The sequence below is a fragment of the Streptomyces sp. NPDC055099 genome, from assembly GCF_053607685.1.
The window spans coordinates 320,470-343,161 of sequence record NZ_JBSGUA010000010.1 but is presented as its reverse complement, the minus strand read 5'-3'; the positions used below and the strand labels follow the sequence as shown (position 1 = coordinate 343,161).

At 71.8% G+C, this 22,692-nt stretch carries 20 protein-coding genes; 11 read left to right on the top strand and 9 right to left on the bottom strand.

All coding sequences use genetic code 11. From position 1 onward, the window contains the following. The first annotated feature begins 190 nt into the window (after positions 1-190). Positions 191-1,639 carry an MFS transporter gene (locus ACWFRU_RS25365; RefSeq protein ID WP_453690458.1) on the top strand — a complete coding sequence of 483 codons (1,449 nt, stop codon included), beginning with the start codon at positions 191-193 and terminating at the stop codon, positions 1,637-1,639. Here ACWFRU_RS25365 and ACWFRU_RS25360 read toward each other — a convergent pair. After that, on the bottom strand, positions 1,608-2,417 hold the full coding sequence (locus ACWFRU_RS25360) for a MerR family transcriptional regulator (protein ID WP_453690457.1): 810 nt from the start codon (positions 2,415-2,417) through the stop codon (positions 1,608-1,610). The two genes, ACWFRU_RS25365 and ACWFRU_RS25360, sit on opposite strands and share 32 nt — an antisense overlap. A 124-nt stretch (positions 2,418-2,541) precedes the next feature. Here ACWFRU_RS25360 and uvrA point away from each other — a divergent pair, with 124 nt between their 5' ends. Next, on the top strand, positions 2,542-5,121 hold the full coding sequence (uvrA, locus tag ACWFRU_RS25355; protein WP_453690456.1) for an excinuclease ABC subunit UvrA: 2,580 nt from the start codon (positions 2,542-2,544) through the stop codon (positions 5,119-5,121). On the opposite strand, the gene ACWFRU_RS25350 is transcribed toward uvrA, so the two are convergent. Next, complete coding sequence (locus ACWFRU_RS25350; RefSeq protein ID WP_453690455.1) at positions 5,092-6,459, bottom strand: AMP-binding protein; 1,368 nt, start codon at positions 6,457-6,459, stop codon at positions 5,092-5,094. The two genes, uvrA and ACWFRU_RS25350, sit on opposite strands and share 30 nt — an antisense overlap. A 187-nt stretch (positions 6,460-6,646) precedes the next feature. On the opposite strand from ACWFRU_RS25350, the gene ACWFRU_RS25345 reads away from it, so the two are divergent. The 5 genes from ACWFRU_RS25345 to ACWFRU_RS25325 all read left to right on the top strand — a co-directional run bounded on the left by ACWFRU_RS25345 (position 6,647) and on the right by ACWFRU_RS25325 (position 10,965). Continuing rightward, the gene (locus ACWFRU_RS25345; protein ID WP_453690454.1) at positions 6,647-7,960 is read left to right on the top strand and encodes a lipase family protein; all 1,314 of its coding nucleotides are present in this window, start codon (positions 6,647-6,649) and stop codon (positions 7,958-7,960) included. A 141-nt stretch (positions 7,961-8,101) separates the two neighbouring features. Continuing rightward, positions 8,102-9,376: a helix-turn-helix domain-containing protein gene (locus ACWFRU_RS25340; RefSeq protein ID WP_453690453.1), complete on the top strand. Its 1,275-nt coding sequence runs from the start codon at positions 8,102-8,104 to the stop codon at positions 9,374-9,376. 134 nt (positions 9,377-9,510) lie between these two features. Next, positions 9,511-10,176 carry a hypothetical protein gene (locus tag ACWFRU_RS25335; RefSeq protein ID WP_453690452.1) on the top strand — a complete coding sequence of 222 codons (666 nt, stop codon included), beginning with the start codon at positions 9,511-9,513 and terminating at the stop codon, positions 10,174-10,176. Between the two features lie 13 nt (positions 10,177-10,189). Next, positions 10,190-10,636: a hypothetical protein gene (locus ACWFRU_RS25330; protein ID WP_453690451.1), complete on the top strand. Its 447-nt coding sequence runs from the start codon at positions 10,190-10,192 to the stop codon at positions 10,634-10,636. Positions 10,637-10,773: 137 nt separating this feature from the next. Continuing rightward, complete coding sequence (locus tag ACWFRU_RS25325; RefSeq protein WP_365817853.1) at positions 10,774-10,965, top strand: DUF5999 family protein; 192 nt, start codon at positions 10,774-10,776, stop codon at positions 10,963-10,965. 12 nt (positions 10,966-10,977) lie between these two features. Here ACWFRU_RS25325 and ACWFRU_RS25320 read toward each other — a convergent pair whose 3' ends face one another. After that, positions 10,978-11,589, bottom strand: a complete 612-nt coding sequence (locus tag ACWFRU_RS25320) for a TetR/AcrR family transcriptional regulator (protein WP_453690450.1) — start codon at positions 11,587-11,589, stop codon at positions 10,978-10,980. 100 nt (positions 11,590-11,689) lie between these two features. On the opposite strand from ACWFRU_RS25320, the gene ACWFRU_RS25315 reads away from it, so the two are divergent. Further along, positions 11,690-13,174, top strand: a complete 1,485-nt coding sequence (locus ACWFRU_RS25315; protein ID WP_453690449.1) for a cytochrome P450 — start codon at positions 11,690-11,692, stop codon at positions 13,172-13,174. Positions 13,175-13,263: 89 nt separating this feature from the next. Continuing rightward, on the top strand, positions 13,264-13,533 hold the full coding sequence (locus tag ACWFRU_RS25310; RefSeq protein ID WP_453690448.1) for a hypothetical protein: 270 nt from the start codon (positions 13,264-13,266) through the stop codon (positions 13,531-13,533). A gap of 34 nt (positions 13,534-13,567) precedes the next feature. On the opposite strand, the gene ACWFRU_RS25305 is transcribed toward ACWFRU_RS25310, so the two are convergent. Then, complete coding sequence (locus tag ACWFRU_RS25305) at positions 13,568-13,846, bottom strand: hypothetical protein (protein ID WP_453690447.1); 279 nt, start codon at positions 13,844-13,846, stop codon at positions 13,568-13,570. A gap of 65 nt (positions 13,847-13,911) precedes the next feature. After that, a complete protein-coding gene (locus ACWFRU_RS25300; RefSeq protein WP_453690478.1) occupies positions 13,912-14,481 on the bottom strand; it encodes a TetR/AcrR family transcriptional regulator in 570 nt (189 codons plus the stop codon). A gap of 214 nt (positions 14,482-14,695) precedes the next feature. Between ACWFRU_RS25300 and ACWFRU_RS25295 the strand changes: the two genes are divergently transcribed. Together ACWFRU_RS25295 and ACWFRU_RS25290 are read left to right on the top strand one after the other, a co-directional pair. Further along, entirely contained in the window at positions 14,696-16,171 is a 1,476-nt protein-coding gene (locus ACWFRU_RS25295) for a purine-cytosine permease family protein (RefSeq protein WP_453690446.1), read from the top strand. 67 nt (positions 16,172-16,238) lie between these two features. Continuing rightward, entirely contained in the window at positions 16,239-17,891 is a 1,653-nt protein-coding gene (locus tag ACWFRU_RS25290; RefSeq protein WP_453690445.1) for an amidohydrolase, read from the top strand. 22 nt (positions 17,892-17,913) lie between these two features. Here the strand turns inward: ACWFRU_RS25290 and ACWFRU_RS25285 are convergent, their stop codons facing one another. The 4 genes from ACWFRU_RS25285 to ACWFRU_RS25270 all read right to left on the bottom strand — a co-directional run bounded on the left by ACWFRU_RS25285 (position 17,914) and on the right by ACWFRU_RS25270 (position 22,683). After that, complete coding sequence (locus ACWFRU_RS25285) at positions 17,914-19,797, bottom strand: DUF2264 domain-containing protein (protein WP_453690444.1); 1,884 nt, start codon at positions 19,795-19,797, stop codon at positions 17,914-17,916. After that, complete coding sequence (locus ACWFRU_RS25280; RefSeq protein WP_453690477.1) at positions 19,794-20,774, bottom strand: hydroxyacid dehydrogenase; 981 nt, start codon at positions 20,772-20,774, stop codon at positions 19,794-19,796. Before ACWFRU_RS25280 ends, ACWFRU_RS25285 begins: the two co-directional genes overlap by 4 nt. A 77-nt stretch (positions 20,775-20,851) precedes the next feature. Then, positions 20,852-21,715, bottom strand: coding sequence for a carbohydrate ABC transporter permease (locus ACWFRU_RS25275; protein WP_453690443.1), 864 nt, complete (start codon positions 21,713-21,715; stop codon positions 20,852-20,854). Then, positions 21,712-22,683 (bottom strand): carbohydrate ABC transporter permease, encoded by a 972-nt coding sequence (locus tag ACWFRU_RS25270; protein WP_453690442.1) that lies wholly within the window; start codon positions 22,681-22,683, stop codon positions 21,712-21,714. Before ACWFRU_RS25270 ends, ACWFRU_RS25275 begins: the two co-directional genes overlap by 4 nt. Between the last annotated feature and the right edge of the window lie 9 nt (positions 22,684-22,692).

Genomic DNA, 22,692 nt, shown 5'->3' with positions numbered 1-22,692 from the left:
CGAGCGGTGCACCAGGTTCCGCCCGGATGTGACCCATGAGTAAGACGGGTTGCTGACAGATCGTCTGACACCCTCTGTCACTTCACTGACAAGCCGCCGCACCCGATTCGGCGTCGCGGGCAGCAGCGACGGCCGTCGCGGGCCCGGAGAATCCCCCAGCGAACGGCATCGCGACCGAGGGGAGCCGCACGTGGGCCGTGGCAGGCTGACCGCTCTGCTGGCGATGCTCGCCCTCGCGGGTTTCATCACGACGCTCGACAACACCGTCATCAATGTCGCGCTGCCCACCGTGCAGCGTGAACTCGGCCTGAGCGTGACGGACTTGGAATGGGTGGCCACCAGCTACGTGCTGAGCTTCGGCTCGCTCCTGCCGGCCGGGGGCCGGCTCACCGATCTGCTCGGGCGGCGGGCGGTCCTCGCGGCGGGGATCGTCGTGTTCACCGTGGCCTCGCTGGCGGCCGCCCTCGCGGACAGCGGCGGGACGCTCATCGCGGCGCGCACTGTGCAGGGTGTGGGCGCTGCGCTCGTCATCCCGGCCTCGCTCGCGGTGGTCGCCGCCGATCTGCCCGCCCGCAGGCGCGCCATGGCGGTCGGTCTGTGGACGGCGGCGCTCGCTGTGGCGCTCGCGCTCGGGCCGGTGGTGGGCGGCTTCGTCACCGAACGCTGGGACTGGAGCTGGGTGTTCCTGCTCAATGTCCCCTTCGGTGTCCTCGCCCTGTTGCTGGTGCCCGCGGTGCCGCGGACCGTCACACGCGTGCGCCGCGGCCTGCTGCCGCTCCTCGATCTGCCGGGCGTCGCACTGTCCACGACCTCGCTCTTCCTCCTCACGTACGGCCTGGTCAAGGGTGGGGAGCACAGCTTCAGCACGCCGCCCGTGCCGCTCTGTCTGTGGCTGTCGGCGGCCACAGGCATCGCGTTCCTCGTCGTCGAGTCGCGCACGTTCCTGCCGCTGGTGGATCTGCGTCTGCTGCGCAGCCGCTCACTCAGCGGCGGTGCGGCGGCGCAGGTGCTGTGGGGCATCGGCGTCAACGGCGTGTTCTTCTTCACCGCGCTCTACCTCCAGCGTGTGCTCGGCTTCTCCCCCACGAAGGCGGGTCTCGCCTTTCTGCCGCTGGCGGGCGCGCTGCTCGTGACGACGCCGTTCGCCGAGCGTGCGGCGAAGGCCGTGGGGGCGCACTGGTCGATCGCAGGCGGGCTCGTCCTGGTCGCGGGCGGGCTCGTGTGGGTCTCGGGGACGGGGCTGCACGCGCAGTACTGGGATCTTCAGCCGGGGCTGCTCCTGATCGGCGCGGGGTCCGCCCTGACGACTCCGCTGACGGTACGTTCCGTCGCCGATGTCCCCGCGACGCGCACCGGCATGGCTTCGGGCCTGGTGAGCGCGGCCCGCGAGATCTCCGGGGTCTTCGGGGTCGTCCTGGTCGGCGTGGTTTTGACCCGTACGGAACGCACCGCGCTGCGGGACGGCGCCGATCCGCGCAGCGCCTTCCTGGACGGCTACGACACCGGGCTTCAACTGGCCGCCCTGTGCGTCCTGTTGGGTGCCTTCGTCACCGCGGTCACGTTGCGGCGGCCCGCCCGGCACCGGCGGCCGGGCGCGCCTGCCGGTGTCAGGCGGGACCACCGTCCGGTGCGTCGGTGAGGGGTTGATCGTCGGTGGGAGGCTGGTCATCGGTGAGGGGCTGATCGTCAGTCAGGTGCCGTTCTGCGGTGACGTACTGATGCAGAAGGCCCGATGCGGCCAGCATGGCGGTCGAGCGCGTGGCGACGCCCGCGAGGCGCCCGGCGATGGCCGCCCGGAGCGCGTCGGGGCTGCCCGTCTCACGCAGGCCGTCGAGCACGGCGTGGATCTGCGGCAGCGGGTAGTGGCCCTGTCGGAGGATGCTGACGATGCGCGCGTCGCGTACGTCGACAGGGCTGAACCAGCGGTAGTGGGTGCCCGGTTCCCGTTGCGGTTTCAGCAGGCCCGCCGACTCCCACACCCGTAGCGCGGAGGTGCGCACGCCGAGGCGGGCGGCCACCTCGCCGATACGCAGGTGCGGTGGCGGCGCGGGCGGCGCGGGGTCGTCCGGCGTCTCCTTCGCGACGGCTTCCAGGGCCTCGCCCGCCGCCCGCAGGGAAAGGCGCTGCTGGTGCAGGTCGGCGTGACCGGCGTCGACGAGGGACAGGGCCAGCGGGATGTCTCCCGCGTGGACGGCCCTCATGACCGCCTGCGCGGTGTCGAGGCCGTACCCGGGCACGAGCGCGCGATAGGTGAGCAGGGCGTCGCGGTGGCGTGTGTCGAACCTGCGGTATCCGGCGGGCGTGCGCGGCGTCGGCGGCAGGATGCCCGCATCGGCGTAGTTGCGGATCTGCTGGGTCGAGACACCGGCCGCACGCGCCAGATCGACGGGGCGCAGCGCCGTCTTGGCTCGACTCATGAAGGGCCCTCCCTGACGTGCGACGGAACCTCGGAGTTGAAGGTTATCCGAGCCGACGCACGGGACAACGGGCCTCCCCTCGCGCAAAAGTCTCAACAAGCACTTCAATGGAACACTTGAAGGCATGGATGCCATCACAGCCAAGGCCGATGCGATCCGCGTCAAAGGCGCACGCCTGCACAACCTCAAGAACGTCTCGCTCACCGTCCCCAAGAACCAGCTCGTCGTGCTGACCGGCCTCTCCGGCTCCGGCAAGTCCACGCTCGCCTTCGACACCCTGCACCGGGAGGGCCAGCGGCAGTACCTGGAATCGCTCGGCCTGGTCACCACCTTCGCCGGAAAGCCCTCGGTCGACTCGATCACCGGTCTGTCGCCGTCGATCAGCGTCGACCAGCATCTGACCAACCGCAGCCCCCGGTCGACGGTCGGCACGGTCACCGAGGTCTTCACGTATCTGCGTCTGCTGTGGGCGCGCATCGGCCACCGTCCGTGCCCGGCGTGCGGTGAGGACGTCCCGCCCGCCTACCACGTGAGCGGCGACGAGCTCTGGGACGACGAGCCGTCAGGGACCGAACCCGGCGCCGAACCTGGCACCGACGCCTCGCCCGACGACGACCGGCCCGCGCTCCCCTGCCCGCACTGCGGGGCGCCCGTGCCGGGCATGGTGATGGGCACGTTCTCCTTCAACAAGCCCGCCGGTGCCTGCGCCACCTGCACCGGCATCGGCACCGTCTTCCAGGCCGACGTGCGCCGCCTGGTCGACGAGGACCTGAGTGTCGCCGGGGGCGCCGTGCTCGGCTGGCTCCCCGCGCTGGCCGAGCGCAACCTCACGATCCTGCGCGCCGCGGGTGAGCACTACGGCTTCACCTTCGACGCGGAGACTCCCGTACGCGAACTCCCCGACCTACAGCAGGACTTGTTGCTGCACGGCGTGGACAGCGATCGGTTCCGCCGCCACTTCCCGGACGCGGCACCACCGGCGACGGTCGGCCGCGGCCGCTTCGAGGGCGTGGTCACGAACGTGCTGCGCCGGTACGCCGAGCGCATCGATGACGCCGCCTACCGCGCGAGGACGGAGAAGTTCCTCGTCAACGACGTCTGCCCGGACTGCGACGGCACCCGTCTGCGCCCGGAGAGCCGACGGGTCACCGTCGCCGGGCTGACCATCGTCGACGCCTCGCGCCTGCCGCTCGACGCACTCGCCGGGTGGATCGCCGGCCTGCGCGAACACGTCACCGACAGCGAGGCCTGGCACGTCACCGAGCCGATCGTGGACGACCTGCGAGAACGCGTGCGCCGCCTCGTCGACGTCGGCGTCGGCTATCTGACCCTGGAGCGCGCCACACCCAGCCTCTCGGCGGGCGAGACCCAGCGCCTGCGCCTGTCCGCGCTGCTCGGCTCGGGCCTGACCGGAGTGCTGTACGTCCTGGACGAGCCGACCATCGGGCTGCATCCCGCGGACACCGCCCGCCTGATCGACGTCCTGCGCCGCCTGCGCGACCTGGGCAACACGGTCCTCGTCATCGAGCACGACCTCGATGTGCTGCGCGCGGCCGACCACGTCGTCGACGTCGGGCCCGGCGCGGGCCGCGCCGGCGGGCACATCGTGGCCGCCGGTACACCCGACGAGGTGGCGGCGACCCCCGGTTCGGTCACCGGTGACCATCTCTCCGGGCGCCTGACGATGCCGCTTCCCGTACTCAGGGCGCCCGCGTCCGGTGCCGGGCTCGTCATCCGCGGGGCGCGGGCGCACAACCTCAAGAACGTCACCGCGCGGCTGCCGCTCGGGCGCCTCGTCGCCGTGAGCGGCCCCTCGGGCTCGGGCAAGTCCTCGCTGGTGCTCGACGTCCTTGGGCGTGCCGCACGGCAGCGTTTCCACGGCGCGAGCGACACCCCCGGCGCCCACGACGCCATCGAGGGCTGGGAGCACGTCGACAAGGTCGTGACCATCGACCAGCAGGCGATCAGCCGGGTGCCCCGGTCGAACGCGGCGACGTACGCGGAGGCGTTCACGCCGATCCGCGAGGCGTTCGCGGCGAGCGACGGCTCCCGTCAACGGGGGCTCACCGCCGGGCACTTCTCCTTCAACGTGGCGGGTGGCCGCTGCGAGCGGTGCACGGGCGCGGGGGTTCTCACGGTGCAGATGCACTTCCTGCCCGACGTGGAGGTGCGCTGTCCCGCCTGCCGCGGGCGTCGCTTCAAGCCCGACGTGCTCGCCGCGCGGTACGGCGGCCACGACATCGCCCAGGTCCTCGACATGACCGTCGACGAAGCACTGACGGTCTTCGAGGCAGTGCCGGGTGCGGCGACGCGGCTCCAGCGGCTGTCCGACGTCGGCCTCGGCTACCTCCAGCTCGGCCAGCCCGCGACCACCCTCTCCGGAGGCGAGGCCCAACGCGTCAAGCTCGCCGCGGAGTTGGGGCGACGCGCCACGGGCCGCACCCTCTACCTCCTGGACGAGCCCACGACCGGCCTGCACGCCGCCGACACCGCACGTCTGCTCGGCGTCCTGCAACGCCTGGTCGACGCGGGCAACACCGTCATCACCATCGAGCACAACCTGGACGTCATCCGCGCCGCCGACTGGGTCATCGACATGGGCCCGGAAGGGGGCGAGGCGGGCGGTGAGATCGCGGCCGAGGGGACGCCGAAGGAGATCGCGCGGGCGAGCGGCTCACGGACGGGGGCGTTCCTGGAGATGTGACGCGGAGGCCCGGAGATGTGACACGGAGGCCGGGAGATGTGACGCGAACGCCGGGGCATCCTCGCGGTCCCCGGCGCCAGGGCCGCCGATGACGGTCACATAGCCGTCCGGACTCAGGACCGCGATGTCGCCCGTACGCAGCCACCCTCCCGGCAGCAGCCGCCGCGCACTCTCCGCCGGTTCGCCCCAGTAGCCCGCGCACACCTGCGGCCCCCGGACCAGGAGTTCACCGGCCTGCCCCCGGGGCAACTCCACGCCGGGGGCGCCCTCCTGGCCGATGCGGACCTCCGTGCCGGGCAGGGGCAGGCCGGAGGTGCCGGGGCGGGCGTTGGCTCCGCGCGGGTTGGCGATGAAGGAGCCCGCGGTCTCCGGGATGCCGTGGCCCTCCACGAGCACCGCGTCGACCGAGCCCCGGACACGGTCGGCGGTCCCGGCGTCCAGGGTCCCGGTCAGCCAGGTCCGCACCGTGGCGAGGGCCTCCAACTCGTGGGCGGGGCGCCGGAGAAGCCGTCGGCAGTCGGCGGGTTCGGCCGCCAGGAGGGTCACTTTCCGGCGGCGCGCCGTACGCAGCAGGACCTGTGCGTCGGGGTCCGGCAGGAGGACCGTACGTGTCCCGGTGAGCAGCGGGGCGAGCAGGCCGAACAGCAGGCCGTGCGGACGCCAGAGCGGTGTGACGGCCAGGGCGGTCTCCCGCCCGTGGCGCAACTGCGGGTGCCACAGCCCCAGTTGATGGGCGGCGGCGACCAGGTTGGTGTGCGTGAGCATCGCCGCGGGCCCGTCGGCGGTGACGTGGGCGAGGACGGCGAGATCGCCGGGCCGCGGCCCCTCACCTCCCGCCGCAGTCCGGGCCGGTCTGCGTACGCGGCCCCGACTCGGCCACTCCCCGTCGACCGGGACGGTGATGACATCCCGTACGAAGGTGTCCCCGCGGACGGCGTCGAACCGCTCCCTCGCCGCTGCGCCGGCGATGACCAGCACCGCTCCTGAGTCACCCAGCTGATGCCTGAGCACTTCGCGGGGCGCCGAGGGGTCGAGTGCCACCACGACCGCCCCGAGCCGCAGCACCGCATGCCACGCCACGGCGAACCAGGGGCAGTTGGGCAGCGCCAACGCCACCCGGTCGCCGTGCCGGATGCCCAGCGTCCGCAGCGTGTCGGCGCATTCGCCGACGGCAAGATGCAGCCCCCGGAAGCCGGACCGGCCACCGTGGCGCCGGGCCGCGGCGTCGAGCAGCTCGGGGAGCGTGACATCGGGGACGTGCAGGCGGTGCGGTACCCCGGCGGCGTAGAAGCGCAGCCACGGTCGTGGGTCCTGGGCCGTCATCTGGGGCTCGGTCATGCCCCTGATCGTGGCGCAGGAGGGCGCGCCGCCACTTGTCCCCGGCGCACAGTTCCGGTCCGGCGGGCTGTGGCTCCGCTGACTATCTGCGCCGGATTACCGCTTCGTAACTTCACGCGTGCACAGCTGTCCCCCGTCCTCCCTCTCTCGAAACGAACTCGAAGCGAACCCAAACGAAGGAGCGCCCGTGCGCAGGCCAAGAGCGAAACGTAGGAAGAGACTGGCGGCGCTGTCCTCGGCCGTCGCCCTGGCGGGCCTCGGTCTCGGTGTGCCGACCCTGACGGCGGGCGCCGCCGCGGCCCCGGACGCGTCGGCGGCGTGCGACGCCACGGACGAGCGGATCTACCAGGTGCCGGGGTCCGTCCCGAGCGATCCCGGCAGCGTCATCGCCTGCCGGCCGACCGCGCTCCCGCACGTGCCGGGCAATGTGCCGATGCGTGCCTGGAAGGTCCAGTACAGCTCGAAGGACAACACGGGCAAGCCCGTCGCGGTCTCCGGGACCGTCGCCGTGCCGCAGGCGGAGTGGAAGGGGCCGGGCAGCCGGCCCGTCGTGGCCTTCAACCCCGGCACGCTGGGGCTCGGTTCGCAGTGCGCCTTCTCCAAGCAGCTCGCGGGCGCCTTCCAGGACGAGTACGAGGGCGAGAACATCGCGGCGCTCCTGAAGGCCGGGTACGCCGTCGCCGCGACGGACGGCGCCGGCTACCTGGACGGCCAGACCCACCCGTACGTCTCCGGCACCGACGCCGGGCACGCTCTGCTCGACATGGCGCGCAGCGCCCCCGCGATCCCCGGCAGCGGCCTCGACCCGAAGACGAAGATCGGCCTGTGGGGCTACTCCGAAGGCGGTGCGGCCAGCCTGTGGGCGACACAGCTCGCGGCTTCGTACGCGCCTGAACTCGACATCGTGGGAGACGCGTCCGGCGGCGTGCCCGGCGATCTGAAGGTGGTCGCCAAGTCCCTCAACGGCGGCCCGTTCGCGGGATTCCTGGTCGACGCCGTTGTCGGTCTGTCGGCCGCGCATCCCCAGATGCCGTTCGAGGAACTCCTGAACGACCAGGGCAAGGAGACCGTCAAGAAGGCCAAAGCGCACTGCCTGGCAGGCACGATCGCGACCCTCGCGGGCCAGAAGCTCGAGAACAACACCAAGGGCGCCCTCGGCTTCGAGCAGCTCTACGCGCTCAAGGGCACGGACGGCAGGACGTGGGGTCAGGTCGTCGACGCGCAGAAGCTCGGCGTCGGCATCGGCCGCCCGGGATCAGGAGCCACGCACGAGATCGACTTCCCGGTCCTGCAGTACCGCGGCGCGCTGGAGGAAGTCGTCCCGATCGAGACGGAGGACGCGACGCGCACGGCGTACTGCAAGGCGAAGATCACCACCCGGTGGAAGGTCTATCCGGGCGAGCACCTGACAACCGATCAACTGGCGAAGGACGACACGGTCAAGTGGCTCGGCGACCGGTTCGCGGGCAGACCGGAGTTCGGCAACTGCCCGCTCACGTGAGCTAGTTCGCACTCGCTGCCTCTTGTCACGGGGGTGACGGGAGGCAGCATCATGTCTGTCCGTCCTCGACGGTCCGCCACAGCCCCGTGGCGGCATCTTCACCAAACCTTTGTCCCCCCGTGCACACAGGGAGCACCCAAGGTGAACGGTTCTACGCTGCCCGCCGGCATACCCCAGCCAGGCACCCCCGCACCCGCGGGCACCCCGGCAGAGGAGTCGTACGCCGCGTTCAGGGCCTTCCCCTCGGGCCTCCACGATCACATGAGGCCGTACCTCGACGACATCACGTCGGAGGTGGTGCGGGCGATCCGCACGGAGATACCGGAGTACGCACGCCCGACCGACGACACGTACATGCATGTCGTGAACCGCGGTGTGGAGCAGGCCCTGGAGGGCTTCCTGGCCCGGATGGCCCACCCGGACACCGACTGGGTCTCGGTGAAGGCCACCTACCAGAACATCGGCAGGGGCGAGGCCGACGAGGGCCGCAGCCTCGACTCCTTCCAGTCCGCGCTGCGCCTCGGCGCGCGCGTCACCTGGCGCCGGGTCAACGCCCTGGTCGACGCCGACCTGCTGCCGCGGCATGTGCTCGCCGCCTTCGGCGAGGCCCTCTTCCTGCACCTGGACGAGATGGCCGCGGCAACGACAGCGGGCTACACGGAGGCCAGGCTGCACGCCGCGGGCGAACTCCAGCAGCGCCGCGCCCGCCTCATCGACCTGCTGACCGCCGATCCTCCCGCGTCGGCGGAAGCCATCGCCGATCTCGCGCAGGCCGCCCAGTGGTCCATTCCGCGCGAGGTGGCGGTGGTCGTCATCGACCACACCCTGACCCCGGAGACCGTCAGCCCCATCGTGCCCCCGGAGTTCCTCGCGCGCTTCACCGAGCAGCCCGGCCGCATCGTGGTGCCCGACCCGGAAGGGCCGGGGCGGGCCCGCTCGATCGCCGCCGCGTTACAGGGCCTGCGTGCGGTGATCGGCCCCACGGTCGCACTGCACGAGGGCGCGCGCTCGCTGCGCTGGGCGCTGGACGCCCTTGACCTCTCACGGCGCGGCATCCTGCCCCGTGCGGGCCTGCTGCACTGCGCCGACCACCTGGCGACGCTGCTGCTCTTCCAGGACGAGGCGCTGATCAACGCGCTCGCGCAGCGGCATCTGCTGCCCCTGGAGGAGGTGCGTTCACCGCAGCGCGAGCGCCTCGCCGAGACCCTGCTGTGCTGGCTGCGGTGCGGGCACAACGCGAGCGAGGTCGCCACGCGCCTCGCCGTGCACCCGCAGACGGTCCGCTACCGCCTGCGGCAGTTGGACGAGGTGTTCGGCGACCGGCTGCATGATCCGGCGGCCCAGTTCGAGATGCAGTTGGCACTGCACGCGCTGAGCCTGCGGCCGGCCGCGGGTGAGGGGAACGCGGCGCGCTGAACCGGCACGCGGCGGTGCGCCGCGCGCGCCATCTCCTACGTCACCCGGACGCGCCGCGAGGGCGGCCGCTCGCGGCCGTTATCGCACCGTAATGTCCCCTTCGCCCCAACTCCCAGGCGAAGGAGAGTTCTTACGTGCGTGCCCATCCCAAGGCCGTACCCGACGTAACCGGCGCAGGCGCCGTGCCCGACGCGCCCGCCGCCCCGACCACGAAGCAGCGGTCCCCCCGGACCTCCCGGATGCCCCCGCGCTTCCTCCCCCGCCTCGTCGTCCTTTTCCTCCTCCCCCTCCTCACCACCCTCAGCGGCACTTTGCTCGCTCCTGCGCACGCTCACGCGGACGCCCTGGTGCGGCACACCCCCTCCGCCACCAGCCTGCTGGCCCCGCCGCCCGCGGCCGAGGAGCCGTGCACCAGCAAGGACCAGGCGGTCTGCCTGATCCGGCAGATGAGCCCGGAGGAGCGGGAGCGGGCACGTGAGGTGCGGCTGCGTTACCACGAGCTCCTGGACAGCATGGAGCGCGTGGCGGACCGTATGCACGAGGAAGGCCACTCCGACGAGGAGATCGCCCGCGTCCTCGTCGACATGCGCAACGAGGCCAAGGACATCACCCGCGCCGGGATGACCCCCGAGGCGGTGGAGGCCCTGGAGCAGCGGAACATGAAGAAGTACGGCAATCCTCTGGGCCCGACCGCCGACCAGCAGTTCGCCAAGTACGGCAGCTGGGCCGCGGTCATCAAGGCGGCGACCCGCACCAGCGCCGCCGTCGACCGGGAACTCGGCATTCCGCCGCGCTCGTGATCACCTGACGTCCATGCTGCTCCAGGACTACGACCACCATGGCCGGGCGTGGGCCCTCGATCCCCGCACGGGGCTCCTGTCCCCCGCGTCCGGCCGCTGCCACGGCTTCGTCCACCTGGGCGAAGCAGGGACGGCGGCGCTGTACGCGGACCCTTCCGACGAGGCGGCGGCCCTCTGGCTCCAGGTCGGCAGGCGCCGCTGGGACTGCGACGCGGTGACCGTCCGGCAGTCCACGGGCCCCGCCGCCACCCGCCGCTTCACGGTCGAGGACGCACGGGGCTCGGCCCTCGAACTCCTTTACCCCGCACCGGACCCCGGCCCCTTCGACCCGGCGTACGACTGGATGGACGCGGAGGCCGACGACTTCTTCCTCTGGGCCGCGGGCCGTCTGACGGATGCGGACACGTCGGCGCGCACCACACTTCTGGCGCACTTCCGGGCCGGTTTCATCCCCACCTGAGAACCCGGCCAGAGACCACAAACAGCCCTTCGGAGCGATGAGTTGGGGTCGGTCGCGGGGTCTTAATCCATACAAGGAAGAACCGAGAAGAGACCGGGCCGCGCGCAAGGTTCGCGACCCCCACCCGGAGGTACACCATGTGCGCCCACCAGCCCCAGTGCCCGCCCGCCGACAGCCCCGACCACCTCGCGGCCAGGATCCTCTCCGCCCACCCCGAACAGGGCTGGAGCCTGCTGTGCAACGGCACGATCGTCTTCGACGACGCCGGCGAACTGCTCCCCGACGGACGGGTGGTGGCCGCCGCGAGGCCCCTGGCCATGGCGGCCTGACCGCGGTCCCCCTCAGGGCGCGATCGCGCCGAGCAGCGCCCTCGCGCACAGGTCCCGCACCTGCGCGCGAGGCAGCAGTTCCGGCTCCTCGAGCCACTCCAGGCAGACCGTCACCATGAAGGCGAGCCAGCCGCGCACGGCCAGGCGCAGGGCGGGCAGTTCGTGCGGGGTGGACGCAGCCTCGGGGTCCGCGGCGAGAGCCTGGAGGATCTGGTCCTCGTGGGCCGCCAGGCCTTCGCGGTAGATCCTGCGGACCGTGGCGTCGCCCGTCTCCTCCGCCCGATGGAAGGCGCGGAAGCCCTCGGCGTGCGACTCGACGTACGCGAGGAACGTGTCGAGGCCCGTGCAGATCTGATCGCGGACGGGGACTCCGGGCACGGCCGCGGTCAGACGCAGCATGCGCCTGCTCTCGCGCTGCACCACGGCGGCGAAGAAATCGCTCTTGGTCGGGAAGTAGTGGTAGAGCAGGCCGCGCGACACTCCGGCGATCTCCGCCACGCGCTCGACCCAGACGTCGTCGTACGGATTCTGGGCGAAGAGCCGCGCCCCTGCCGAGAGGAGCTGCTCCCTGCGCTCCTCGGTGCTGAGTCTGCGGCGCGTGCGCTCCTGCGGGTTCGCGGCCATGGGAGCACCTTACTTGACGTGGATTCAATAGCGGCACCAGACTGATGACCCTTATTGAATCCGCGTACAACAGGCTCAACGGGTCTGCGGCTCAAGGGAGATGGCACACATGGCGCAGATGTCGCAGACATCGCAGGTGGCGGAGGGGGCCGGGACGCCGCCCAAGGGGTTTCGCAGCGCCGAGCTCGGATGGCCGCGGCTCGACCTCATACCGCATCCGCCGCGCCGTCTGCCCCTGATAGGCGACGTCCTGGGCGCCCATGTCCGGACGCCGGTGCAGGATTCGATGCGCATCGGCAGCGGCCTCGGGCCCATCTTCCGCCGCAAGGCGTTCGGCAAGGAGATCGTCTTCGTCTGGGGCGCCGGGCTCGCGGCCGAGCTGGCCGACGAGTCGCGGTTCGCCAAGCACGTGGGTCTCGGCGTGGCCAATCTGCGGCCGGTCGCAGGTGACGGCCTGTTCACGGCGTACAACCACGAGCCCAACTGGCAACTGGCGCACGACATCCTCGCGCCGGGCTTCAGCCGCGACGCGATGGCCGGTTACCACCCGCTGATGCTGGACGTCGCCCGGCAGCTGACCGCCCGCTGGGACGCGCGCGAGGAGAGCGGCCGGGCCGTGGACGTGCCCGGCGACATGACGAAACTGACCCTGGAGACGATCTCCCGCACCGGCTTCGGGCACGACTTCGGTTCCTTCGAGCGGTCCCGGCCGCACCCCTTCGTGTCGGCCATGGTCGGCACGCTCTCCTATGCCCAGCGTCGCAACGTCGTGCCGCCCGCGCTCGCCCCGCTGCTGCTGCGCGGCGCCACCCGGCGCAACGCCGCCGACATGGCCTACCTCAACCGCACCGTCGACGACGTGGTCGCGGCCCGCCGCGCCGCCCCGGGCCCCGGCGACGGCGACCTGCTCGACCGGATGCTGGAGGTCGCGCATCCCGAGACCGGCGAGCGGCTCTCCCCCGAGAACATCCGCCGCCAGGTCATCACCTTCCTGGTCGCGGGGCACGAGACGACTTCGGGCGCCCTGTCGTTCGCCCTGCACTACCTCTCGCGCTCTCCCGAAGTCCTGGCCCGCGCCCAGGCGGAGGTCGACGAGGTCTGGGGTGACGCGGCGGAACCCGCGTACGAGCAGGTCGCCAAGCTCCGCTACCTGCGGCGCGTCCTCGACGAGTCGCTGCGGCTGTGGCCGACCGCGCCGGGCTTCTCGCGCCAGGCCCTGCGGGACACGACGCTCGGCGGTGTGCACCCGATGCGCGAGGGGGCCTGGGCGCTCGTCCTCGCCACACTCCTGCACCGCGACCCGGCGGCGTGGGGCGAGCGGCCCGAGGAGTTCGACCCCGACCGGTTCGCCCCTTCGGCGGTACGGGCGCGGCCCGCCCATGTCTTCAAGCCGTTCGGCACGGGCGCGCGGGCCTGCATCGGCCGTCAGTTCGCGCTGCACGAGGCCACGTTGGTGCTCGGCCTGCTCCTGCGCCGCTACGACCTGCACGCCGACCCCGCCTACCGCCTGCGGGTCGTCGAGCGCCTCACGCTCATGCCGGAGGGCCTCACGCTGCGGCTCACCCGCCGCGCCGCGACCGCGTAGAGCCCGATTGTCAGACCCGTGCGCAAGAGTGGAGGGTCCACCGGTGCGAGCCATCGGTCCTTGTGACCCCGCGCAGAGGAGCTCTCGACATGACCAGCACGCCGACCCCGGAACTGGCCGCCGCCCAGGCCTGCTTGCGGCTGCTGCACACCGCACGTGCCGCCCTGTCCGGCCCTTCACCGGCAGCGGCGGCCTCGATGCTCGCCGGGCCCATGGCCGAGGCGGACGAGGCGTTGCGCCGCGCGGGCCTGACGGGCAACGAGGCCGAGCTCCTGAACCGGATCTACGACCTGGAGCCCGACCGCCCCGATCCCCGGACCTGCCCCGCTTCGGCCGGTTCGGCTCCGTCGGTTCCTTAGGCTCTCCGGGGCCTGTCAGGCTCCCCGGGTCTCGTCAGACTCTGCGGGTCTCGTCAGGCTCGCCGGGCCCCGTCGTTTCCTTCGGTTTCCAGGTGAACTTGTCGCCGCCCACCCAGCGCACCTGATCTGGGTCGTCCACGTCGTGCACGACGTGACCCGCCTGAGCGGCCACCTCCAGGACGTCGACAAGTTCCCTGGCCTCACCGACCACCTCGCCGTCGAGCTCGACGATGCGAAAGGGCGGCTGGCCGGGGTTGACGCCAAGGACCGTGATCCGAGGACTCGCCATGTAGAGGTATGCGCTTTCGGTCATAGGTGGAGGCTTCCACGCTCCGGCTGCCTCATGACCATCACGACCTGCGCGTTCGGCCGCTCGGGCTACGGACCGGTCGCCTCCGGGCGCCCGACGAGCCGCTCGGCCGCCGAGCGCGCCGAGGCGAGGGCTCCCCTGCGGTCCGCGCCACGCTGACCGAGCACGACACGGGTGCTCAGGCCGTCGAGAAGGGCGAGGAGTTCGCCCGCCCGCCCCGCGGCGTCGTCCACCACGAAGGCGTCCTTGTCCGCGCCCTGGGTGAGCAGGGCCTCCAGATCCGCCTGCCAGCCGCGGTCCAGATCGTCCTGGGCCGTGCGGAGCGGTTCGTTCGCACCGGCCCGCGCCCACAGTTCGATCCACAGCATCCAGCGGGGATCACGCGGCCCCTTGGGCAGATACATCCGCAGGAACCGGTCGAGCTTGCGGGCGGGCGCCGCGCGGCCCGCGAGCAGCACGCGCCGCTCCTCGCTCAGCGCGGCCTCGCTCCAGGTCAGCGCCTCGAGGAGCAGGCGGTCCTTGCTGCCGAAGTAGTACAGGATGTGGCCGCCGCTGGTGCCGAGCCGCTCGGCGAGCGCGGACATGGTGAGCGCGGCGAGGCCGTCCTCGGCGATCGCCGTCATCGCCTCCTCCAGCATCCGGTCCCGGGCGACCTGTCCGTCCCGCCGTCGTGCCACGCCTGCTCCCGTTCCGGTCCGCGCGTCCTGCTCCACCCGCCGACCCTATCCCCGCCGCCCGCGACCGATTTCCCGCAGGGTCTTGACGGCACCGAGGACCGTGGCGCATTTTGAATGCCGTTCTAGGTCATAGAACGGCATTCAAAGTCTGGGTGCCGGAGAGTGAGGTGCCCGCATGACGCGAGAGGCCCCGGTTTCCCCCGGAACGACCTCCGGGAGAACCACAGGAACGACCACCGGAACGACCACCGCCGGGATCGGCACCGGCGTCACCAGCGACGAGGTGTTCCGGGTCGAGACCCACGGCATCGACCCGATCCCGGACGAGGACAGGCACGGCAGCGCCAAGGACCTGTTCTGGCTCTGGTTCGGCTCCAACCTGACCTTCACCTACGTCATCAACGGCGCCCTCGCGGTCGGCTTCGGCCTCAGCTTCTGGCAGGCCACCGCCGTGGTCGTGATCGGCGGGCTCTCCTTCTTCGTCATCAGCGCGGCCGGGCTCAGCGGCATCCGCACCGGCACCGCGACCCTCGTCATCTCCCGCGCCGCCTTCGGCGTCCTCGGGAACTTCCCCGCCGGGCTGCTCAACTGGGTGGTCTCCATCGGCTACACCATCGTGAACACCGTGGTCGGCACGCTGGCACTCGAAGCCCTCTTCGCCGACCTCGGCTGGGCGGGCGGTGACGCGGCACGTGCGCTCGCTCTCGCGGTGACCCTCGCGATGACCTTCGCCGTGGCGATGTGGGGCCATGCCACCGTGCAGCTCGCCGAGCGCTGGATGGCGTACGTGCTGGCGGCCGGCTTCGGGGTGCTGCTCGTGTTCGTGCTGCCCGACGCCGAATTCGGTGCGGCCGCGGGCGGTGGCGCGGGCTTCTCCGGCTGGACGCTCGCGTTCGTGGTGATGCTCGCGGGGCCGTTCTCGTATCTGCCGATGCCCGCCGACTACACGCGCTACCTGCCCCGGGACACCTCCCTGCGGTCTCTCACCGTCGCCGGGGCGCTCGGCGGTCTCGTCTCCTCCGTGGCGCTCGGAGTCGCGGGCGTCGCGGCCGCCACGCAGGCCGACATGACGGACGCGGTCGCGGGGGTGGAGAAGCTGCTTCCGGGCTGGTTCCAGCCGGTGTTCCTGCTGCTCGTGCTCGGCGGCTCGGTCACCAACTCGATCCTCACGCTGTACTCCTCCAGCCTCAACCTCCAGGTCCTCGGCATCCCGTGGAGCCGCGCCAAGGCCATCGTCATCAGCGTCGTCGTGACGGGGCTCGGCTCGCTCGGCGCGCTGTTCCTCACCGACTTCACCGAGTCGCTGCTCAGTTTCCTCTCGCTCCTGATCATCGTGTTCGCGCCCTGGGGCGGAGTGTTCCTCGCCGACATGCTGCTGCGCCGCTGCCGGTACGACACCGCGGCGCTGCACACCACCGGCCGCGAGGGGGCCTACTGGTACCGGGCCGGTTTCCACCCCGCCGGAATGGCCGCCCTCGCCTCCGGGATGGCCTTCGCCGCTCTGACCTGCGACTCGGAACTGTGGACGGGGCCGCTGGTCGCTCCGCTCGGCGGCGGTGACCTCACCCTGCTCGGCTCGCTCGTCGCCGGGCTCACGTACTGGGCGCTGGCCCGGCGCAGCGTTCACGCGTCCCTGCCGGCCTCCGCCTGAGCCGCCCCCCGGCCCTTCTCGCCCGACCCGAACCACCCATACGTATCGCCCCAGGAGTTCACCCCTCATGACCAGCACCACCCCCAGGCCCGCGGATCTCGTCCTGCGCAACGCCCGCATCCACACCGTCGACCCGGATCTCCCCTCGGCCGAGGCGCTCGCCGTCCTCGACGGGCGCATCGCCTGGCTCGGACCCGACGCGGACGCGGAGGCCTGGACCGGCGCGGGGACACGGGTCGTCGACGGCGCCGGGCGCCTGGTTCTGCCCGGCTTCATCGACGCGCACAATCACGTGCGCCTCGGCTCCGACGACGCCTGCGTCCAGCTCGCCGGTGCCCGCACCCTCGACGAGATCCACGACCGCATCCGCTCCTGGCGCGCCGCGCATCTGGACGCCGAGTGGATCGAGGCCGAGGCGTTCGACTACTCCGCCATCCCCGGCGGCCGCATGCCGGACGCCGCCGACCTCGACCCCGTGACCGGCGACACCCCGGCCTTCGTCCTGAGCTACGACGTCCACACCGCCTGGCTCAACTCGGCCGCCCTGCGCCGGCTCGGCGTCGACCGCGACCGTACGTCGCTGCCGTTCGGCCGCGCCGAGACCGATCCTCAGACGGGCGAACCCACCGGGTTCATCAAGGACTTCGCGATCAGGGGTCTCTCCCGCGACGGACACCGGGCACTGCGCGAGCTCGGGCTGCCGTGGGCCTCGCCCGACCGGCAGTACGGGCGCCTGGCCAAGAGCCTGGACGACGCGATCGGCTACGGCATCACCACGGTCGTCGAACCGCAGAACTCCCTGGACGACCTGGAGCTGTTCAGCCGCGCCCGCGCGGAGGGGCGGCTGCGTTCACGCGTCGTGGCGGCGCTCTTCCATCCGCGCGGCACCTCCGACGCGGATCTGGACGACTTCGCGGACGCCGCGCGGCGGTTCGCGGACGACCGGCTGCGGGTCGGCCCGCTCAAGCTCTACATCGACGATGTCGTCGAGCCCCGCACGGCCGCGCTCCTGGAGCCGTACTCCGGGTGCGGACGGCACCGGGGCGACACGTTCTACCCCGCGGACGAGTTCGCGGAGCTGCTCGCGAAGCTGGACGCCCGCGGCTTCCAGTGCTTCGTGCACGCCACCGGTGACCGGGGCATCCGCACGGTCCTCGACGCCGTCGAGCACGCCCGCGTCCTCAACGGTCCGCGCGACGCCCGCCACCAGGTCGTCCACGTCGAGTGCCTCGACCCGGCCGACACCCCGCGCTTCGCCGCACTGGGCGTCGTGGCCTGCATGCAGCCGCGCCACTGCGCCCCCGAGATCGCGGGCCCGGGCCAGGACTGGGCCGAGAACATCGGCGCCGGCCGGTGGCACAAGGCCTGGCCGATGCGCAGCCTGCACGAGGCGGGGGCGGTGCTCGCGCTCTCCAGCGACTGGAACGTCGCCGAGATGGACCCCACGGCGGGCATCTACACCGCGCTCACCCGACGCCCGCTCGGCGGTGGCGAGGCCTGGCAGCCGGACGAGACCCTCGACGTGGAGACCGCCGTGCACGGCTACACGATGGGCTCCGCGTACGCCAACTTCCTTGAGAGGGAACGGGGTTCGTTGACGGTGGGCAAGCTGGCGGACTTCGTCGTCCTGTCCCGGGACATCCTTCGCATCCGTCCCGAGGACATCCCCGGGACGAAGCCCGACGTCGTGGTGGTGGGCGGGGAGGTGGCGGTGGAGTAGCCGAGCCGAGCGGACGCCGTCCTCAGTCGTGCTCCACGGTCAGTGGGCCGAAGCCGATTCGGGTCACGGAGTCGTCGTTCGTCCACCGCACCTCGATGGTGTCCTCCGTCGCGCTCACCACCGTGGCCGTGTCCGCCAAGGACGTGGGGTCCGGCTTCGTGGTGAGGGTGGCCAGGGCCGCGTACACCGCCGTGCCCTCCGCCTCGGCCGTGAGGCGTGGGAGGCGGGCCCACCGGGTGAAGGCCGTTCCCTGAGGGGCGCGTTGCTCGTCGTGGCCGGTCCAGCCGTGCAAGGGGTGGAGCGCCGAGTGCAGGGGCTCCTCGGGGCCTGTCGCCCAGCCCGTGTGCGTAACGCGCACGCCGTGCGGCGCGCCGACCACGCGGTGCACGCGCAGCTCGTGCGGCCCCTTGGCCACCGTGACGCTCTCCACGCGCAGCCCCGGCACCATCGGCGCGCCGCTCACGAAGGCGGGGGTGTGCCAGGACGCCGCCCAGCCCCAGCCGTCGCCCTGACCGGCGCCCAGCGGGTGGATGCGGGTGCGGGCACTGCGTGCTCCCGCCACCACCACCGCGATGTGGTTGTCCGGGATGTTGCCGCGCGCCGTGGGGCCGGTGCGCGTGGAGTAGGTATGGCGGGCGTAGAGCGGGTCCTCGTGGGTCGCGACCTCGGCCTCGTGCGGGCGGGCGTGGTCGCTGCCGTGGTTGTGCAGCCGTACGATCCCGTCGGCGCGGGTGCTCTGTATGAGGAGGCCGGGCGCGGGCAGCGCGCGGACCGTGTCGCGGCGCTCGCTGGGGGCTGGTTCCTCCGTGGCGGTCCACAGCGGATGGGTGGCCGGTGCCAGCAGGCCGACGAACGCCTTCGACGCCCAGTACGGCGACGCGGGCCCTGAGTAGGTCTGCAGGCTCGCGTCGTGCGGGCCGTGCCAGCCAAGGCTCAGCAGTCCGTCGGCGCCCACAGAGCCGCGGTCCAGGAAGTAGCGCAGTGATCCGCTGAGGAGCCGGCGCGAGGTGCCGGGGCTCAAGGGCGTGTGGCCGGTGAGCGCGCCGAGGGCCACGGACGCGCCCGCGGCGAAGCGGTAGGTCAGGGAGCGGCCGAAGTGGATCGGTGCGCCGTCGGAGCCGAAGAGGAGGCCGAAGCTCTCCAGGTGCTCGTGCAGGCGGGCGCCATGGCGACGCAACTCGGCGGGATCGGAAGACAGTTGGGCGTCCAGTGTCGGGTACAGGTGCAGCGCCCAGCCGTTGTAGTGGTCGAAGGCCCGGCCGTCTCCGTCGGCGTACCAGCCCTGGCCTCGGTACCAGGTCTCCAGCAGGTCGAGTGCTCGCTCACGCACCCTGGCCGTCTCCGCGTCGCCGCGGCCCACCGACTCCAGGAACCCGGCGACGGTGTAGGGGAAGAGGTACCAGTTGTTGGGCGCGGGGACGTGGCGGATCGCGCCGCGCAGCCACTGCGCCGCCCGGTCCTGTACGTCGCTGTCGAGCCGGTCCCACAGCCAGGGGCGCGTCAGCCGCAGGCCGAGGGCGACGGACGCGGACTCGACCATCGGCTGGCCCTGGACGTGATGGTCCAGGATCACCGGCCATGACTCGGCGTCGTCGCGGCCCGGCGTGCGGGTGCCGGCCGCGAGGCCTTCCGCGTACCGGTCGAGCCAGCCGTGCGGGTCCTTGCCCTCTGCGCCCGCCACGCGGAACGCGGCGGCGAGGAGGGTGCGGGCGTATCCCTCCAGGCCGTCGGACCGTACGCCGGAGGCGGAGGGCCGTCCCGGCAGGTCGAGCAGGGCGCCGCGCGGGGTCGCCCACTTCCAGGCGGCGCCCAGGAGACCGTCGGCGGCAACCTCCCAGTGCTCGCGCGTGTAGCCGGTGTGAGGGCTCAACTCCCGGTTGTCTTCAGGCAGTCCGGGGATACTCATGCGAGGTAGGCCAGCCTTTCGCGTCGTACGGCATGGGCGAGACCGTCGCCCGCGGCCCAGCGGCCGACCTCGGCGACGGCGAGATCGGCGAGGCGCCCCCACTCGTTGCCCTGCGAACCCGCGAGGTGGGGGGTGATCGTGACGTTGTCGCACTCCCACAACGGATGCTCGTGGGGCAGGACTTCGGGGTCGGTGACGTCCAGGACGGCGCGGACACGGCCCGCCAGTGCGGCTTCGGTGAGGGCGTCCTGGTCCAGGACGGCCCCGCGGGCCGTGTTGATGAGCACGGCCTGGTGGCGCATCGCGGCGATCAGCTCACGGCTGACGAGGCCGCGGGTGGCGGGCAGCAGGGGGGTGTGGAGGCTGACGACATGGCTGCTCGCGAACAACTCCCGGATGCCGACGGGCCGTACGCCGAGCGTCACGGCTTCCTCGTCGGACACGTACGGGTCGTGCAGCAGCACCTGGAGGTCGTAGGGGCGCAGGAGCTCGATGACGCGGCGGCCGATCATCGAGGCGGAGAGAACGCCGACCGTACGGCCGTAGTTGCCCACGCCGTGCGACAGGCCGAGCCATTCGTCGCGGCGCCTGGTGGCCTTGAACTCCCGGGCCCGCTCCAGGACGCGCTTGCCGCTGAGCAGGATCATGGCGACGGTGTACTCGGCGACGGGCAGCGCGTTGGCCGCCGCCGCCGATGACACCTCGATGCCGCGCTCCCAGCACTCCGGGGTGATGTGGCCGCGTACCGACCCCGCGGTGTGGACGACGGCCCGCAGCCGGGGCGCCGCCGCGAGCGCGGCGGCGTCCAGCGGCGGACAGCCCCAGCCGGTGACCAGGACCTCCACGTCCCGGAGCACGGAGCGTGCCCGCTCGGTGGTGAAGTCGTCCAGGACGGTGTCCGGCACCAGATCGCAGACGCGGCCGAGTGCGGCCAGGGCATCGGGGCCGAGCACGGCCTTCGCCGCGTCCGGGGCCATGGCGAGCGCGGTACGCGGACGGTGGCTGCCGTTCTTCAACACATTCCCTTTCACATGGTGCACATGGTTCGCCTGCCTCACTTGACCGAGCCCGCGGTCAGACCCGACTTCCAGAAGCGCTGCAGCAGAACGAAGGCGAGGATCAGCGGCAGCACCGCGAGGAGCGAACCGATGATCACCACGGGGTAGTACTCGGGCGAGACGGTGGCCGAGCTGTTCCAGGTGTAGAGGCCGAGGCTGACCGGGTAAAGCTTCTCGTCCGAGAGCATCACCATCGGCAGGAAGAAGTTGTTCCAGATGGCGGTGAGCTGGAAGAGGAACACCGTGACCAGACCGGGGCCCAGCATCCGCAGGGAGACGCGCACATACGTGGTGAGCTCCCCCGCGCCGTCCACCCGGGCCGCTTCGAGCACCTCGTCGGGCACGTACCCCTGGCTGAAGATCCGCCCCAGATAGACGCCGAACGGGTTGAACAGGACCGGGATGAACACCGCCCAGAAGGTGTCGACCACCCCCGTGGCCGAGGCCATCAGGTAGAGCGGCAGCGCGAGCACCGTCTGCGGCACCATCACCGCGGCGAGCACCAGACCGAAGACCTTCTCCTTGTGCGCGAAGCGGTACTTGTCGAAGGCGTAGCCGCAGGCGACGCTCACCAGGGCGCTGATCGCGGCGCCCAGAACGGCGTAGAGGAGGCTGTTGGTGTACCAGCGGCCGTACAGCCCGCCGTCCATCGCGAAGAGGTCGCGCAGGTTCTGTACGAAGGAGAAGTCCGTCAGTGCGAAGAAGTTGCTGCTGAACAGCGCGTCGCGGTTCTTGGACGCGGCGAGCACCAGCCACAGGACGGGCAGCAGCGTATAGAGCACCGCGATGCCGACGACGGTGTTCACGACGGTGCGGCCCAGGAGGCGGGGGCGGTGCGCGCTGAGGGTGTCGGCGCTCATCGTGCGGCCTCCTTCTGGGAGCGGTTGGTCCAGCGGGTGACGCCGTAGGAGAGGGCGACCGTACACAGGAGCAGGATCACCGAGGCGGCTGCTGCCAGGCCGTAGTTGTTGCGGGTGAAGGCCGCGTCGTAGATGTACATGCTGGGCGAGAAGCGCGAGTTGACCATCGGGGACGACTGGCTGAGCAGCATCGGTTCGGTGAACAGCTGCATCGCCCAGATCAGGGTGAACATCGCGACCATGACGATCGAGGAGCGCACCAGGGGCGCCTTGACCTGCAGTGCGGTGCGCACGGGTCCCGCGCCGTCGACCACGGCCGCTTCGATCACTTCGCGGGGCACGGCCTGCAGGGCGGCGTAGAAGATGACCATGTTGTAGCCGAGGTTGCTCCACAGGGCGATGTTCACGATGGAGGGGAGCACGGTGTTCACGCCGAGGAAGTCGATGTGGATGTCGCCCTGGGAGAGCACGTCGACGACCGGGCTGAGACCGGGCGTGTAGAGGTAGAGCCAGATGAGCGCCGCGATGATGCCCGGTACCGCGTGCGGCAGGAAGAGGCCCAACTGGGCCCAGGCGCGCAGTCGTACGACGCCCGAGTCGAGCAGCAGGGCGAGGCCGAGGGCGCCGGCCACCATCAGCGGGATGTAGATCAGGCAGTAGAGCGCGACCAGTCCGAGGCTGCCGAGGAAGGTCGGGTCGGTGAGGACGGCCGTGTAGCTGCGCAGGCCCACGAAGACCGTGCGTTCCGGGCCGAAGCCCAGGCCCGGCTGGTCGTCGCTGAAGAAGCTCAGCCAGACCGCGGTGCCGACGGGTATCAGGAAGACCGTCAGGAGCAGGACCAGGAAGGGGGTCATCAGGACGCCGGCCGCCAGGTGCTCGCGGCGTCGCGCACGCGCGGGGGCGCGGCGGTCGGCTGCGGGGGTGTCGGCGGTGCGGGTGGCGCGGGCCGGGGGCGCGGTCGTGGTCATCGGGGGTCA

Excerpts from the sequence above, each read along its gene's own strand:
- ACWFRU_RS25300 (WP_453690478.1), bottom strand. The coding sequence starts at position 14,481 with ATGCTGGAGGAGGCGATGACGGCGATCGCCGAGGACGGCCTCGCCGCG.
- ACWFRU_RS25290 (WP_453690445.1), top strand. The coding sequence starts at position 16,239 with ATGACCAGCACCACCCCCAGGCCCGCGGATCTCGTCCTGCGCAACGCC.
- ACWFRU_RS25270 (WP_453690442.1), bottom strand. The coding sequence starts at position 22,683 with ATGACCACGACCGCGCCCCCGGCCCGCGCCACCCGCACCGCCGACACC.
- ACWFRU_RS25305 (WP_453690447.1), bottom strand. The coding sequence starts at position 13,846 with ATGACCGAAAGCGCATACCTCTACATGGCGAGTCCTCGGATCACGGTC.
- ACWFRU_RS25320 (WP_453690450.1), bottom strand. The coding sequence starts at position 11,589 with ATGGCCGCGAACCCGCAGGAGCGCACGCGCCGCAGACTCAGCACCGAG.
- ACWFRU_RS25350 (WP_453690455.1), bottom strand. The coding sequence starts at position 6,459 with ATGACCGAGCCCCAGATGACGGCCCAGGACCCACGACCGTGGCTGCGC.
- ACWFRU_RS25315 (WP_453690449.1), top strand. The coding sequence starts at position 11,690 with ATGGCACACATGGCGCAGATGTCGCAGACATCGCAGGTGGCGGAGGGG.
- ACWFRU_RS25280 (WP_453690477.1), bottom strand. The coding sequence starts at position 20,774 with ATGGCCCCGGACGCGGCGAAGGCCGTGCTCGGCCCCGATGCCCTGGCC.
- ACWFRU_RS25360 (WP_453690457.1), bottom strand. The coding sequence starts at position 2,417 with ATGAGTCGAGCCAAGACGGCGCTGCGCCCCGTCGATCTGGCGCGTGCG.
- ACWFRU_RS25325 (WP_365817853.1), top strand. The coding sequence starts at position 10,774 with ATGTGCGCCCACCAGCCCCAGTGCCCGCCCGCCGACAGCCCCGACCAC.
- ACWFRU_RS25295 (WP_453690446.1), top strand. The coding sequence starts at position 14,696 with ATGACGCGAGAGGCCCCGGTTTCCCCCGGAACGACCTCCGGGAGAACC.
- uvrA (WP_453690456.1), top strand. The coding sequence starts at position 2,542 with ATGGATGCCATCACAGCCAAGGCCGATGCGATCCGCGTCAAAGGCGCA.
- ACWFRU_RS25275 (WP_453690443.1), bottom strand. The coding sequence starts at position 21,715 with ATGAGCGCCGACACCCTCAGCGCGCACCGCCCCCGCCTCCTGGGCCGC.
- ACWFRU_RS25330 (WP_453690451.1), top strand. The coding sequence starts at position 10,190 with ATGCTGCTCCAGGACTACGACCACCATGGCCGGGCGTGGGCCCTCGAT.
- ACWFRU_RS25285 (WP_453690444.1), bottom strand. The coding sequence starts at position 19,797 with ATGAGTATCCCCGGACTGCCTGAAGACAACCGGGAGTTGAGCCCTCAC.
- ACWFRU_RS25310 (WP_453690448.1), top strand. The coding sequence starts at position 13,264 with ATGACCAGCACGCCGACCCCGGAACTGGCCGCCGCCCAGGCCTGCTTG.